This is a genomic window from Streptomyces qinglanensis (assembly GCF_900111245.1).
Taxonomy (GTDB): Bacteria; Actinomycetota; Actinomycetes; order Streptomycetales; family Streptomycetaceae; genus Streptomyces; species Streptomyces qinglanensis.
The window spans coordinates 214,855-228,245 of record NZ_FOGO01000005.1; the positions used below are offsets into that span (position 1 = coordinate 214,855).

The 13,391-nt window shown below is 68.9% G+C and carries 11 protein-coding genes and 1 pseudogene; 5 read left to right on the forward strand and 7 right to left on the reverse strand.

Annotated features, from left to right (window positions below; translation table 11 throughout):
* The first annotated feature begins 40 nt into the window (after nucleotides 1-40).
* The gene (locus tag BMX65_RS33940; RefSeq protein ID WP_275435046.1) at nucleotides 41-175 is read left to right on the forward strand and encodes a hypothetical protein; all 135 of its coding nucleotides are present in this window, start codon (nucleotides 41-43) and stop codon (nucleotides 173-175) included.
* Between the two features lie 66 nt (nucleotides 176-241).
* Here BMX65_RS33940 and BMX65_RS13480 read toward each other — a convergent pair whose 3' ends face one another.
* Nucleotides 242-1,903, reverse strand: a complete 1,662-nt coding sequence (locus BMX65_RS13480) for a tetratricopeptide repeat protein (protein ID WP_075000482.1) — start codon at nucleotides 1,901-1,903, stop codon at nucleotides 242-244.
* Between the two features lie 699 nt (nucleotides 1,904-2,602).
* Here BMX65_RS13480 and BMX65_RS34280 point away from each other — a divergent pair.
* Nucleotides 2,603-3,190, forward strand: a pseudogene (locus tag BMX65_RS34280) (3'-5' exonuclease); the annotation flags it as partial.
* 183 nt (nucleotides 3,191-3,373) lie between these two features.
* Here the strand turns inward: BMX65_RS34280 and BMX65_RS13485 are convergent.
* Nucleotides 3,374-5,083, reverse strand: coding sequence for an AAA family ATPase (locus tag BMX65_RS13485; RefSeq protein WP_079171868.1), 1,710 nt, complete (start codon nucleotides 5,081-5,083; stop codon nucleotides 3,374-3,376).
* A gap of 318 nt (nucleotides 5,084-5,401) precedes the next feature.
* On the opposite strand from BMX65_RS13485, the gene BMX65_RS32865 reads away from it, so the two are divergent.
* Nucleotides 5,402-5,569, forward strand: a complete 168-nt coding sequence (locus BMX65_RS32865; RefSeq protein ID WP_162637626.1) for a hypothetical protein — start codon at nucleotides 5,402-5,404, stop codon at nucleotides 5,567-5,569.
* 392 nt (nucleotides 5,570-5,961) lie between these two features.
* Here BMX65_RS32865 and BMX65_RS13490 read toward each other — a convergent pair whose 3' ends face one another.
* From BMX65_RS13490 to BMX65_RS13505, 4 genes are all read right to left on the reverse strand, one after another.
* Entirely contained in the window at nucleotides 5,962-6,348 is a 387-nt protein-coding gene (locus BMX65_RS13490) for a hypothetical protein (RefSeq protein ID WP_075000483.1), read from the reverse strand.
* Between the two features lie 553 nt (nucleotides 6,349-6,901).
* The gene (locus tag BMX65_RS13495) at nucleotides 6,902-7,951 is read right to left on the reverse strand and encodes a baeRF2 domain-containing protein (RefSeq protein WP_075000484.1); all 1,050 of its coding nucleotides are present in this window, start codon (nucleotides 7,949-7,951) and stop codon (nucleotides 6,902-6,904) included.
* A gap of 673 nt (nucleotides 7,952-8,624) precedes the next feature.
* Complete coding sequence (locus BMX65_RS13500; RefSeq protein WP_075000485.1) at nucleotides 8,625-9,455, reverse strand: alpha/beta fold hydrolase; 831 nt, start codon at nucleotides 9,453-9,455, stop codon at nucleotides 8,625-8,627.
* A gap of 744 nt (nucleotides 9,456-10,199) precedes the next feature.
* Nucleotides 10,200-11,462: an APC family permease gene (locus BMX65_RS13505; RefSeq protein ID WP_079171869.1), complete on the reverse strand. Its 1,263-nt coding sequence runs from the start codon at nucleotides 11,460-11,462 to the stop codon at nucleotides 10,200-10,202.
* 105 nt (nucleotides 11,463-11,567) lie between these two features.
* Between BMX65_RS13505 and BMX65_RS13510 the strand changes: the two genes are divergently transcribed.
* Nucleotides 11,568-12,056 (forward strand): Lrp/AsnC family transcriptional regulator, encoded by a 489-nt coding sequence (locus tag BMX65_RS13510; protein WP_075000645.1) that lies wholly within the window; start codon nucleotides 11,568-11,570, stop codon nucleotides 12,054-12,056.
* A 58-nt stretch (nucleotides 12,057-12,114) separates the two neighbouring features.
* On the opposite strand, the gene BMX65_RS13515 is transcribed toward BMX65_RS13510, so the two are convergent.
* Nucleotides 12,115-12,759 carry a dihydrofolate reductase family protein gene (locus BMX65_RS13515; RefSeq protein WP_075000487.1) on the reverse strand — a complete coding sequence of 215 codons (645 nt, stop codon included), beginning with the start codon at nucleotides 12,757-12,759 and terminating at the stop codon, nucleotides 12,115-12,117.
* A 92-nt stretch (nucleotides 12,760-12,851) separates the two neighbouring features.
* Here BMX65_RS13515 and BMX65_RS13520 point away from each other — a divergent pair, with 92 nt between their 5' ends.
* Nucleotides 12,852-13,358, forward strand: a complete 507-nt coding sequence (locus BMX65_RS13520; RefSeq protein ID WP_075000646.1) for a winged helix-turn-helix transcriptional regulator — start codon at nucleotides 12,852-12,854, stop codon at nucleotides 13,356-13,358.
* Nucleotides 13,359-13,391 lie beyond the last annotated feature (33 nt).

Here is a 13,391-nt window from a genome sequence, read left to right on the forward strand (position 1 = left end):
CGCGCATCGCCCGGCGAGGCTTCCTTGAAGATCGAGTTGGGTGACGACACTGGCCGAGGCCGTACGCGCTCTGGCTCGCAGCCTGGAGGCGGTCCCGTCGCAGGACACGCCGCCGGAGGAAACAGCCCGTGGCGCACGGCTCGCCCACGAGATCCTGCTCTCCCAGAGCCTGTAGCGACGCTGTCACGCTGAACGACACATCCGGCACCACCCGTCCGACGAGGAGCACCGGCAGTGGTTGTCACAGGGAGTCCCTGACAGCCGACAGTCGGCAGAAGCAAGAGGCGTCGACCGGGATGTCAGCCCTGGCCTGGGCGAGGCGCAACTGCTGTTCGATGATGGCGGCCTCTCCCGTGCGATCCTGCCGAGCCAGGCACTCGTGGTAGCCATGCAGGCTCCAGACGTTGCCCGGGTGCTGTTGGGACCGTGGGATGGTGCCGTCCAGACCCAGGTCGGCCCGATACACCGCCTCGGCTTCGTCGATGTGGCCCTGCTCCAGCAGCAGGGCCCCGTAGGCGTGCCGGGTCGGCTGCATCCACCCCCAGGGTTCGTCATAGGGAAGGCTGTCATCGAGTTCGATCGACCGCCGCAGTGCGGCGTAGGCATCGTCGGTGTTCCCCTTGCGGTACTCCACCTCGCCCTCCAGCATCGCGGCCGCCACTGCGAGGATGTCCTGGCAGGTGTTGTTGAAGAGCATGCGCGACTCCGGGACACGCTCCACGGCCTCCCTGAAGAGCTCCCGCTGCGTCTCGGCCACCTCCACCTGACCGGAGGCGGCGTGGGCGACTGCCTTCGCATAGAGCATCATCGCCGTGGTCACGCAGTAGAGCTCGGAGTTCCTCGGCAATTCTGTGTCGATGATGTCCTGCCACATGCCGAAGCGGATCAGCACGTGCATGCGCATGGGAAGGAGGCCCTCGAGCCAGTCCGCCATCGGTGGCACCTCGACGCGGAGGAGCTCCTCAGGAACCGCCGCCTCCAGTTCACTGCACGTCTGCAACGCGACGGCCCGCTGCCCGAGGAACATCGAACCGTAGATCTTGAAGTGATAGTTGTGGCAGCGGTAGAGCGTGTAGAAGTTGATAGGACCGGAACGTGTCACGAACTTCTCGTCCGCCTCGACAGCACGCGTGTTGGAGGAGACCACGCGCGAGTAGTCACCGCACAGCACGTCCAGGTGCGTGGGCATGTGCTGCAGATGACCGGCATCGGGGACGAGATCGCGCAGTCGATCGGCCACGGTCAGGGCCTGCTCCGGCGCGGACGACATCTCCATCAGGTGGATGAACAGATGCAGCACGCCCGGGTGATCCGGCCCGCCCGGCAGTTCCAGCGCGTGCTCGAGTACGGCACGCGTCTCCACGGCAAAAGATCCCGGAGCCGGCTGACCGGTGCGCTGGTCCCACATCTGCCACGGGGTGAGGTTCATCAGCGCGTCGGCGAACAGCGTGCTCACGTCAAGATCCTCGGAATGTTCCGCGTACACCGTGCGCATCGCCTCGGCGTAACGGTGATTCCATACCGAGAGGTCCGACACCGGTTCCGGCTGAGGACAGCGATGCCGGAGCGCGCCGATGAGCGCCCGCTCGACAGGCGTGGCCCCGCCCGCGAGACGTTCCGCCTGGGCAGTCGCCTCAAACGCCCGGGAAACGCTCGTCTCGAGATCGGCCGGGTCGAAACGCTCCCAGGGCTTGTTGTAGTTGGGCTCCACGGCGTAGGCGATGCCCCAGGAAGCCATGGCACACTCCGGGTCAAGCTCGCGGGCCCGCTCAAAGCAGTCGATCGCTTCCTCGTGGTTGAAGGCATAGCTCCACAACAGACCGCGGTCGAACCAGGTCTGCGCCTCTCTCACCCCGGTCGACACCGGCCGGGTGTAGCGGCCGAGATCGTAGTAGTCCGTCATCGAGAGTCTCCTCGGAACGTCGCCCGACGTCGCGTCACGCCGGGCAGTCGTTGAGATGTCAGGACCGCATCGAGCGCGAGACCCTTTGGCGGATCTCTGCGGCCCATGCCGTGGTCGCCGTGGCCGGGGTATGCGTTGCTCTCTACCGCGGGACCGCAGCGTTGCTGCACGGGAGCGTTATCGACCTCCGGCGCTGTCTGCACGGGCGCCGCCGCCCGCGTCGAAGAGCTTGAGTGCAGCGCCCGGTATGCACCGGACCGCCGGTGCACAGGCTGCGGCCAGGAACGTCGCTTCGGCGATCTCTTCCTTGACCACGCCCGTCATCTTCGCAGGGTGACGTGATCCTCGATGCAGTACACACGCCGGGTGACGGCGAACAGCCGTGCAGCCAACCGGGTGCATGCACGCACAACACGCGTCCGGCCCCACCTACGGTCACCCGTTCGTGAATCCCCGTGTCCGCTCGCCTCCTGGCGCCTGTGTGACGCGGCTCCCGGGGTGAGGGCGTGGCACCCCGCCCGCCTCCGGCCCCGGTGTCGACACCCCTCCCTCTTCCGGCAGCATCCGACGGGGCGAGGACCACACCATGAACCACACCCCGGCTGGGCACCACCACCGATCTCACCGTCTCCCCCATCTGTCCGGGGATCGCACCGACGGCGAGCAGATCACCGGCATCGACTTCGTCGACATCCTTGGACCGAGTACTTCCGCGCCCGCCGGGCCGACCGTGGCAGGAGCATCTCCCGCAGCGACCGTGCGGCGATCTGGCAGCTCGCGGAGAGCTTCGCCCAGCGTCTCGACCGGCTCGGCCGACAGACCCTGGGACCAGGTCTCGGCAGCCTGGGCATCAACATCCGCGGCCGATCGTCGCGTCTCAGCCTGAGCTATCGCACCACCCGGCAGATCCTGCGCGACGCGCTGGGCGTCCTGACCCCGGAGAAGTAGGACGACCTCGACGGAAGCACCGAGACCCTCGCCGGCTACCACTCCGTGCTCAGCGGAGGACACCCCCAACTGCGTCCTTCTGACAACGTCCACATCGGCACCATGTTCCGGTTCAAGGGACTGGAGTACCAGCACGTGATCATCGCGGGAGCGAGCGATGGGCTGGTCCCACGCGCCGCAGTGGAGCGGCTCCGTACAAATGGTCCTGGGCGCCCGGGAGGTCCAGCGCGCCCGTTCCCTGCTCTTCGTCGCGCGACCCGGGTCCGCGGCAGCCTGACCGTCTCGTGGCACCGTGCCCCGAGCCCGTTCCTGGAGCCCTTGCTCGGCAAGCAGAGCTGAACGGTGTGGGGCCCAAAAGGGGATCACTGCGCGGTGCGCTGGCATTGCAGGCCAGCGCACCGCAATTGGGCACTCTGGTCATTCTGAGACGACGGGAGTGACACACGGCAGACGGCCGCGCTGCCCCCAGGCAGCGGCTGTGCGCCGGTGATCTCACCGAGCAGCTCGGGTCGCAGGTCAGGGTCAGGGAGCGACCGTGCCGTCGCAGAGCTCCTGGTACGCCTGGGAGATGTCCGCGAAGCGCACAGTGGTGATCTCCTCGCGTGTGGGGGTGCTGGAGCTTCCGTGGAGTTCGTCCAGACGCAAGTCGCGCAGCGCAGTAGCCTTCCGGCACAACTCACGAGCGAAGCGGCCGTTCCCCAGTTGATCGACGAGATCGCTGTCCACTGCTCGCATGCAACAGGTTTCCAGCGCGCTGGCAGCGTCCTCATCAAGAACGTCACCCTGGGACTCCAGGACGCCGCGAGCGATCTGCACGAGCTCATCAGCGGAGTAGGACGGAAAGTCGACCCGCGTGGTGAACCTGGAGGCCAGCCCTGGGTTGCTCGCGAGCAGTTCGGCCATCTCGTGCGGGTAACCCGCCAGAACGACGACGAGCCGGTCCCGGTCGTCCTCAGCGCGCTTCAGCAGGACCTGGAGCGCTTCGGCGCCGAAGGCATCGCCCTTGTAGTAGCCGCTGTTGGACAGGGCATACGCCTCGTCGATGAACAGAACACCATCGAGTGCCGAGTCGATCACTGCACTCGTCTTCACAGCTGTCTCGCCGAGATGCTGACCGACCAGGTCGACACGCTGCGCTTCTACGACCCGTCCCTTTTCGAGCAGTCCCAGTCCCGCGAACACTTTGCCGATCACTCGGGCCACGGTGGTCTTTCCGGTGCCTGGCGGGCCGGCGAACACGAAATGCTGCGGAGCTGAAGTCGAGGGAAGTCCCTGCTCTCGTCGCACGGCAGCCATGCGCAACTGTGCGACGAGCGTGCGCAGTTGGCGTTTGATCGATCCAAGGCCCACCATCCCGTCCAGCAGCGTCATCGCCTCGGTCAACAGCGCCTCCCGCGTTTGAGACTCGGCCAGGGGCGCGGAACCCGCCGCTGGGTCTTCAGGGGAGGTCGTCTGCCGGCTGGGGGCTGCCTTGACCTGAACAGGAACAGCCTGTGCGCGAGTGGCCACGTCAGCGAAGGTAGGGAAACAGCGGAAAGCATACTGAAAGTGGCGCAGGGCCTCTTCCTTCTGCCCCAGCCCCTCGTATGCCATTCCTCGAAAGTAAGCGACCTCGCCGGCGAACCGGCCTTCCTCACCCAATACCTGCGGGAGCGGGGCAAGCGCGTTGAGCGCTTCATGAAAGACGTGCTGCTCGACAAGAGCCCTGGCAACATACAACTGGGATTCATCACGGAAGAACCTGTCGGTGATGTTCCGCGAGAAATCCAGCACAAGCGGCCAGTTCTGCTCCAAGAAGGCGTACCTTGTTGCTGCGAACCGTGTCTCATCGCAGTCGAGATACGCCGTCGAAAGCGACTGCCACGCTTTGTCCAAATAGCCCTCGTCCAGGAGCCTCGCCACGACTGCAAGCCAGAGGTCGCGAGAAGTCTCAAGCCGGAATGTCACGTAAACGCCCAGGTCGAAACGGGACTTCAGCGGCATTCCATGCTTTCTGCGCAAGGCGCCGAAGGAGCCGTGGTTCCGGGACATGGCGTCGATCGCCTCAGCCTGACGATGCCCGGTGGCATGCATGCCCAACCAGGCATCAGCGGCCGACGGATCGTGCTCGACGGCCTGTTCGAAGCGGACCGCTGCCCAGTCCGGGCGTCCCTGCCGCAGGAACCCGATGGCCTCCGTCCAGGTGCGCTCGCACTTCCGGGCGGAGTACCGCGGCGAGGCCGCTCCCTGCATTGCTTCTCCTCTTCGCACAAGCAGCTGGACCTGTCGTTCTCGGGACAGACTATTTCATCCATGGAGCGTCTTCCGTCACACTCCGGAATGGGCTGATCCGGCAGACGGTCACGGATCTCGTCTGCTTGGCGAGCGCCCGGGCAGGGCGGTGAGAACAAAGGCGGCCGTAGCGGGTGGTGAGGAGCGCGGCAGTGGCGGCGAGAGCTCCGCTTGGTGGCAGTCACGAGGTGCCAGGGTCTTCGTCGGCCCCAGCACTCTGGTGCGGGCGCCGAATCGGCAGGGCCATGACGTGGCTTCCGCTGTGCCGTCGAACGCCTGATGCGCGAGATCGCCATCGCCGGTGCGGTGCGCAGCAAGAAGGTGATCACCACCCTTCCGGACCCGGCCGTCGCCAGAGCCTCGGACCACCTGGACCGTGACTTCGTCACCCCGGCCCCCCGAACCCCACCTGGACAGCAGACTCCACTCATGCCGCCGCTCGGGTAGGCATCATCCGTGCCGCCGTCGTCGTGGCCCGTTCTCCCGCCGCATCTGGTTCACCGCTCGGATGCGGGTTCGCAATACACGTCGTCCGCCTGGCCGGACACCTCGGTACCGCCCAGATCGCCTCTCACGCCTCGAACTCGCCACCGCAGAGTGAGTCGACTGGTACTACCACCGTCGGCTCCACGGTGGAGACAGGGCACATCCCACCTGCCGAACACAGAGCCAACTACTACTGAGCAGCCATGAAACCACAGCTCACAGCTACCAACTGAGGCTCTACCGATCCCGGGGCGGTTCATGTCAGTCCGTCTTGGGATCGGCCGAGACGTCTGATTCCCCGATCCATTCACGGATCTCTTTGCAGACGACGGCCATGAGCGGCTCTCCCTTGCTCAGGCGTCAGGGCCGGCTTCGCTGGGGCGCAGGAGCAGGCCCCGGAGCCGCCGTCGGCTCCATGCGAGGCCCAGCAGCTTTCCGCAGACACCCGCGGCGACGCCGAGGAGCACGGTCACCCCGAACAACGGCCACGAGAAGTCTCCGGGGGCGATGGCCAGCCGGTACACGAGAAACGCCGACACTGCCCCGGTGAAAGCCGCGATCCCTGCGGTGCAGCCGCAGTCGTTGAACAGGCGGCGGACCGTTTCCGCCGAACGCCCACGCTCGCCGGTACCAAGCCACGGCAGGAGGACGACAACCTCATCAACGGTCGGACGCCCCAGCCAGGACGCCAGTGCCGCGGCCCGTCGCAGGTCTTCGGCGCGTTGGAGTACCAGGTGCACGGGTCCACCTTTCAGAGCACGTGACGCGTGACGTCACGTTCCGCACGCACACGTGCCGCATGAACCGAGGGCGCCTTGCTTGTCAGGTTATCTCCGCGTCACAGATGTCGCATCTGCACGGATTTGCCCGGATGCACATGCTTCGACATGCCCTCTCCGGCACGCAACGCCTACGACGCGCGGCGGCAGGATGTGACCCAACGGTCACAGCTTGTCGCCGCGCGTCGTAGATGTGGGCGCGTCGTATGCGTGGGTCTGGGCCGAACGCATCGCAGGTCGGTCGTTCGGCTGCGGGTCAGCCGCGAGGACCGGTCTCTTATGCGTCGAGTGTGCGGTCACGGTTTCCGGCACCGCTTCGGAAACAACGTCCGGTGGGCGGGCCCCGCCGAGAACTACCCCTCCGCACCGGCAACCGTGCCGGTGGATCCTGCCTCCTTCGGAACGGTGGGCAGCGGCAGACGGCCGGACCGGGGAGCGCCCGGGTATGAGGCGGGCGAAGGGCCGGGCGGCCGGGCCGGTCGTGCGGTCCGGGCCCGGCCCGGGGGCCTCGGGATCAGCCCTCCGGCGGGAAGCGGAGCACCGCGCCGACGCCGTCCGGCAAACCCGTGCCCGGCTGTACGACGGCCACCGAGGCACCGGTCCGCGCACCGGTCTTCAGCAGGAGTGCCTCGCGCTTGGTGTCCGTGCCCTGTTCGAGGAGCAGGGTGTCGACGGCACCGTTCTCGGCGGCCTTCATCACCTCCGGGTCGCCCTTGGCCGCGAGCCGGTTCGCACCGGCCTGCTCCAGGCGGGCGGCGTGTCCGGCCTCCGCCTCGGTGGAGTGCTGCGCGGCGATCCGCAGCACTTCGTCGAGGAGGGCGGTCTCGGCACCGGAGTCACCGCGCCCGCCGCGGTCCGTCTCCTCCAGCAGCCCGGCGAAGTCGCCGGAGAGCTGTTCGCGAACGGCTGTGCGGCCCTGCACCTCGCCGGCCAGGACGAGGATGTCCGGAGGGAACTCGGCGACAGCCGCGCCGACGGCCGCCGAGATCTCCTTGGCGTTCTGCCGCACGGCTTCGTCGGCCCGGCGCTGGATCCGCCGGTGGGCGAGCGCGCCCTCCCGCACGTGGTGCGGGCTCTCGACGGCGCCGCCCCGCACCTCCTCGCGGGCCACCTCGTCCGGCTCGTGTTCGGCCGCGACGACCAGCCGCCGCAGCTCGGCATCCTCCTGGCCGGTGACCACCAGGAGCACCCGCACGGCCTGCGCCGCTTCCCGCACATGCGCGCCGAGCTCCGGAAGCCTGCCCGCGTACGCCGTGTCGCCGCCCCCGAGAGCCGCGTCCCACGACTCGTCGAGGACGACGCCGTCGCCCGCCGCTGCCACCAGGACACGGCCGTTCGTCTGCGCTTCGCCGAACTGGCCCGACTCCAGCGCCGCCTCCAGAGCGTCCAGCGCCCCGGCGTCGGCATGCTCGCCCTCCAGCCGCTCGCGCAGGTTCTGCCAGCGGAGACGCACCTGTTTCTCCGCGTCCTCGCCCGGAGCACGGCCCTCCAGGTAGACCGTCACGAACGGCCCTTCGTGCGCGTATACGGACTTCAGCTCGTCGAGTTCCATGACGTGCCCCACAACAGTCTCCGTCGGTCGGTGTGTCTCGCGGGACGGGTGTTCCCCGTCTGACATCGGCAGCTTCATGAGCCGCCGTCCGGCCTGCCTGTGTACCCTGCGGGCGCTGTGTAAACGTGCTGGTGGGAAGGGAGCTTCCCGATCTCCTCCGTTCACCGGCATCCGGCCCGACGGGCTGTACCCTCCACCGCGGCTCCACGGGGGCCGTCGGCCCCCTTCGCCTTCGCGGGCATCCCGTCCATCCGATCGCCAGACACACCGCCGAGGCGCAGAAGGCCGTCGCGAACAACTCCCGCACCGTGCTGTTCACATGGAACCAGCGAGAGACGTACGCCGCGTATCTGGCAGCGGCTACGACCGGGGTCCAAGCGCAGGGCGGCAATCCCTTCGGACAGTGGCGTATAGCTGCACGTCGTACGCGCTGACGCGGGCGAAACCCCCTTGCCGGCCCGATTGTCCGCACAGCAGGGAACTTCTTCTTGGAGTCGTCGTCCCGGTCGGGTCGGACCCGTCCCGCAGATCGCCTGGGTGCCGCCTGCGGGCGGGCCGGCAGCGCCACCGCGTCGGACAGTACCGAGAAGGTCAGCGCCGGCAGCACCGCAGCGAGGAGTGTCACGCCGACACCGCTACGCCCCCGGGGAATCGTGCGCCTGCCGCCAGGGCGACGGCGTGCTGGTCAGACGGTACGCGTGGAGGAGGGCAGACCTTGCGGAGTCGTGAGCTCGGCGAGGAGTTCGGCGGTGGCTTCGGGTGACTCGGCGGGGAAGTGGTGGGTTCCCAGGTCGACGAGGACGAACTCGAGGCGGTCCTGGTAGCGGTCGATGGCCTTCTGGCTGGTGAGGGCGCGTATCGCGAACACGGTGATCGGCTGGCTGGTCTCGCGCAGCGCCGCGTCCAAGTCCCAGGACACCAGCCCCTCGATGGAACGCAGTCCCGCCGGCTGCCGCACGCGCGACATCTTCGCCGTGTAGGTCTCGGTCAATGCGGGGTCGGTGCCCTCCGGTGTTCCTCCCGCGACCAGGCCCCGTACCGCCGCGGGGAAGTCCTCACGAAACGCCCGCAGCACCTTCTGCGCCCGGGCCTCTTCCTGGGCGGGGAACAGCGCCAGGTAGTGCAGCGCGTCCAGCGCGACCACGCGCGAGACCCGCTCCGGGAGCATCCGCCCGACCTCGACGGCGACGGCGCCGCCCATCGAGTGCCCGGCGACCACGGTCGCGCCGGCCGACTCGGCCTCCAGCACGGCCACCACGTCGCGGGCGAACTCCTCCATCGTCCACACCGTCCGGGTGGATCGGGACTCGCCGTGCTCGGCCAGGTCCACCGCCAGCACCCGGCAGTCCTCGGGCACGTGGCGCGTCATCGCGTCGAAGTCGCTCCGGTCGCACGCCCAGCCGTGGAGGAGAACCAGTGTCGGCCCGTCGGCCGGGCCGCTCACCGTGTAGCGGATCGTCGTGTCGTCCCCACGCCGGACCTCGCGGTGTGCGGTGGCCCTGTACACATCCGTCATCGCAGAACGTCTCCTTCGTCAGTTCGGCTGTCGTCACTGTCGTCGCTGCCACGGTCGCTGTCGTCTCCGCGGTCGGCGGGCTGCGGTGTCACAGCGCGCGTCGGTACTGGGGCGGTCAGGCAGCCCGGCCAGTGGCCGGGGCTCGCAGGGCGAAGCAGGGGTCGCGGAGCGGCACACCCGGTCATCACCGGCTCCGCTTCTTCGGGCGCTTGTTCTGCGCGGGCCTGTCGACGGACCGCTTCGGCCGACGTTCCTCTGAAGCCGCACGGCGTCGGCCGCGCAGACGGGCACCAGCCGGGACGCGCCTCCGGGCGGCGTCCACGAGCTTCGGTCGTGGAAGAGCCGTGCCGCGGGTCGGAGAAGCGTGCTGGGGGCTGCGGTTCCTCGCGTGTTTCGGGTCGGTCGGCCCGCGGGAGGGCCTCCCGCCCTGTGTCCGGTATGTGCCGTACGGACGAACGGGCCGCTGCCTCCGCCCGCGATGCGCCGAGGGCCCGTCTCGCCGCTTCATACGCGTCGAGCGCCGCAGCACAGTCGCTCAGCCGCTCCTCGTCATGCGCAGGCGGCGGTTGCGCGTGCCCGGCCGGCGTCTCGCCGAAGTCGGTCGTCTCCGCGTCCAGCTCGGCTCGTGTGGCCGGCGGCATGCTCGACATGGTCGAAGAATATGCCGCCCGACGGGCTGACTCGTGCCGGCCGGAACGAGGACCAGCGTCTGCCGAGGACGTGCGGGTCGGTTCGCCGGTGGCGTCAGACGGGTGTCGGCATGGACTGGGGAGTCCGCGTCCACGCCGTCAGGGCCACGGCGAGTGCGACGAGCACGGGCCAGCCCGCGAGCGTCAGGAGGAGGAGCACCACCGCGCAGGCTGTTCCTGCCGCGAGTTGCTGGGCGCCGGTCAGGATGCGCGCGGCGGAGGCCATGCAGCCCAGGTAGACGGCCAGGAAGAGGGTGGTGGGCAGGGCGACGAGCTGTGCGGTCGTCACTGCTCCGGCGCCGACCAGGCCGAGCAGGAGGGCGCTGACGGCGGCGATGGCCACCACGATGCGGACCGATCCGTGCCGCTCGAGCCGGACGGGGCAGCCCTTTCCGGACAGTGTGATCGCTCCTCGCCCCGTGTCACGGACCAGGGCCGCGGCCAGGGAGGCGGCGCCTGTCAGGTAGGCGTTGGTCGCGGCCAGGGTCAGTGCGATCGCGCTCGCGGCAGCCAGTTGCGGGCCCAGGCCGCCGATGGCGACGCGCAACAGGTCGGCCAGCGGCACCGCCCCGTCCGTCGTGGGACCCAGGACTGCGACGGTGGCGCCGGCCATCGCGAGGTAGAGGACCGCGGTGACGGCGAAGGCGACCGCGACGACCCGCGGAAGCTGCCTGCCCGGGTCGCGCAGCCGGACGGTGAGCGGCGCTGCTGCCTCCCAGCCCACGAAGGCGAGCATCAGCGGGGAGGCCGCCCCCGCGACCCCGGACCACCCGTGCGGGGTGAACGGCGTCCAGTGGTCGGCGCGCGCCTCGGGGGCCGCACCGGCCACAGCGAGCACCACCAAGGCGACGAGTACGGCCACCAGCACCAACTGGAGTGAGGTGCCCGTCCGCACGCCGACCAGTCTGATCGCCAGGACCAGCGCCAGCAGGCACACCGCTGCCGCGAACGCTGCCCGGGTGCCGCCCCCGAGCAGCTCGGCGACGTACGCGCCACCGATGAGGCAGACCACCGGGGCCCCGGTGACGACCCCGGCGAGGAAGCACCAGGCGGCAGCATGCCCGGCACGTCGGCCGAGTCCGGCGGCGGTGTATCCGGCGGCGCCGACCGCTGAGCCCATCCGGATGCCGAGTCGGCTGAACACGGCGGCGACGAGGCCGGACAGCACGAGCAGCGCCAGCCAGGCCAGCAGGGAAGCGGGCCCGGCCTTCCGGACGGCGAGGCCGGGCAGCAGCAGCATGCTCGGGCCGAGCAGGGCTCCGATGTACAGGGCCGCGGCTCCGGCTGTGGACAGGGGCGCGGGCGGTGAGTCGGACATGGCGTGAGCATGGCCCGGACCACGCGGCACCCGATGGCGAATTGCGGCGCCCGCAGCCGGTTCTGCGCAATATCGTGCGTCCCGAAGCCCACTACTGTGCACACCATGCCGAGTTCTCATTACGACCGCATCGATCGTTCGATCCTTGAGCACCTGCAGCGCAACGGACGGACGGCGAACGTCGATCTCGCCGAAGCCGTGCGCCTCTCCCCCTCGTCCTGCCTGCGGCGCACCAGGACGCTGGAGGCCGACGGCATCATCTCCGGCTACCGCGCCGAACTGGACCGCGAACGCGTCGGCTTGGGCCTGACGGCGTTCGTGGCGCTCACAGTCGAGCAGCACTCCCGGGCGACTTCCCGCTTGATCGAGGAGGCGCTGATCGCGATTCCCGCGGTCGTCGCCTGCCATGTGGTCTCGGGAGAGGCCGACTTCCTCGTCGAGGTGGCCGTCCCGGACCTGGCCGCCTACGAGTTGGTGCTGCTCGACGAGATCCTCGCGATCGGTCCGGTTCGCGACGCCCGGAGCACCTTCGCCATTCGCACGGTGGTCAACCGCGGCCCCCTGCCAGTGGACCACTGGCCGTCCCGACGTTGAACTGTCCCTCGGAGGTCGAGCCGTCCGGAGACCGACCGGGCGGCTGGAATCCGCCCGCTCAGTCGGCGCCGATGCGATTCCAGAACTGGTGTGTGAGCCCGCTTGCCGAGGTCGCCGATTCGACGGTGAAGCGGTCCTCGACTCCGGCGAGCCCGTCCCACATCGAGACCCCGGCGCCGAGGACGACGGGCACGGTGACCAGGTGCAGGAAGTCGATGAGATCGGCTGCCAGGAACTGCCGGACGGTGGTGGGGCCGCCGCCGATCCGGATGTCCCGGTCGCCGGCAAGGTCCTGGGCGCAGGCGAGGGCGTCCTCGGGCGTGGCGTCGAGAAAGTGGAAACTCGTCCCGTTCTCGAAGGAGATGGGGGCACGCCGGTGGTGGGTGAGCACCACCACGGGTGTACGGAAGGGGGGTGCGTCGCCCCACCAGCCTCGCCAGTCCTCGTCGGCCCACTCGCCGGTCTGCGGGCCGAACTTGCCCCGGCCCATGATCTCCGCCCCGATCCCCTGGCCCCAGGTGCTCGTGAGAGCGCGGTCGAGGGTGATCGGGGCGTCCACGGCGTCCACACCGTGGATGAACCGCCCGTCGAAGCGCGCGAACAGTGCTCCGGCCTCCCCGATGGGCTTGTCGAGCGTGATCGTCTCACCTGCACTGTAGCCGTCGAGCGAGACGTTGAAGTTGTGCACGCGGACCCTGGCCATGCGACCCCCCGAAAGGTGCTTGCGAAATGCAATCGGACGAGGGGAGCCTATGATGAAGGGGTTGCATATCGCAATCACTCAGGAGGTGCATGTTGCGCGAGAAGCCGCGTTCGGGGTGCGCGATCAACGCCGCGCTGGAGGTCCTGGGAGACCCCTGGACACTGATCGTGCTGCGTGACGTGATCTTCGGTGGACGCCGGCACTTCCGGGATCTGCAACTCCGGAACGAGGAGGGGATCGCGTCCAACATCCTCGCCGGCCGCCTGCGCAAGCTCGTCGAGACGGGACTGCTCACCCGTGACGACGCCACGCGTGGCCAGAAAGCGGCCTACACCCTCACCGAAGCCGGCATCCAGACCCTCCCGGTGATGGCCGCGCTCGGCGCATGGGGGGTACAGCACCGGCCCACGACCCCGGAGCTCGCGGTGCGCGCCCGCATTCTCGCGGAAGGTTCCCCGGAACTCGTGGACGACCTCATGGACGAACTGCGCGAGACCCACCTCGGCATCGCCCGTGAGAACCCGAAGAGCCCCAGCGTCTCCGAACGGATGCGACAGGCGTACGAAGCCGTGCGGTCACGGGAGTCACAGGCCGGCTGACCGCCCCCGCAGATCTCTCGAACCGACTCACCA

Bases quoted from the DNA above. Each gene is read 5' to 3' on its own strand.
- BMX65_RS13480 (WP_075000482.1), bottom strand. From the start codon at position 1,903: ATGACGGACTACTACGATCTCGGCCGCTACACCCGGCCGGTGTCGACC.
- BMX65_RS13485 (WP_079171868.1), bottom strand. From the start codon at position 5,083: ATGCAGGGAGCGGCCTCGCCGCGGTACTCCGCCCGGAAGTGCGAGCGC.
- BMX65_RS32865 (WP_162637626.1), top strand. From the start codon at position 5,402: ATGCGCGAGATCGCCATCGCCGGTGCGGTGCGCAGCAAGAAGGTGATC.
- BMX65_RS13500 (WP_075000485.1), bottom strand. From the start codon at position 9,455: ATGACGGATGTGTACAGGGCCACCGCACACCGCGAGGTCCGGCGTGGG.
- BMX65_RS13505 (WP_079171869.1), bottom strand. From the start codon at position 11,462: ATGTCCGACTCACCGCCCGCGCCCCTGTCCACAGCCGGAGCCGCGGCC.
- BMX65_RS13510 (WP_075000645.1), top strand. From the start codon at position 11,568: ATGCCGAGTTCTCATTACGACCGCATCGATCGTTCGATCCTTGAGCAC.
- BMX65_RS13515 (WP_075000487.1), bottom strand. From the start codon at position 12,759: ATGGCCAGGGTCCGCGTGCACAACTTCAACGTCTCGCTCGACGGCTAC.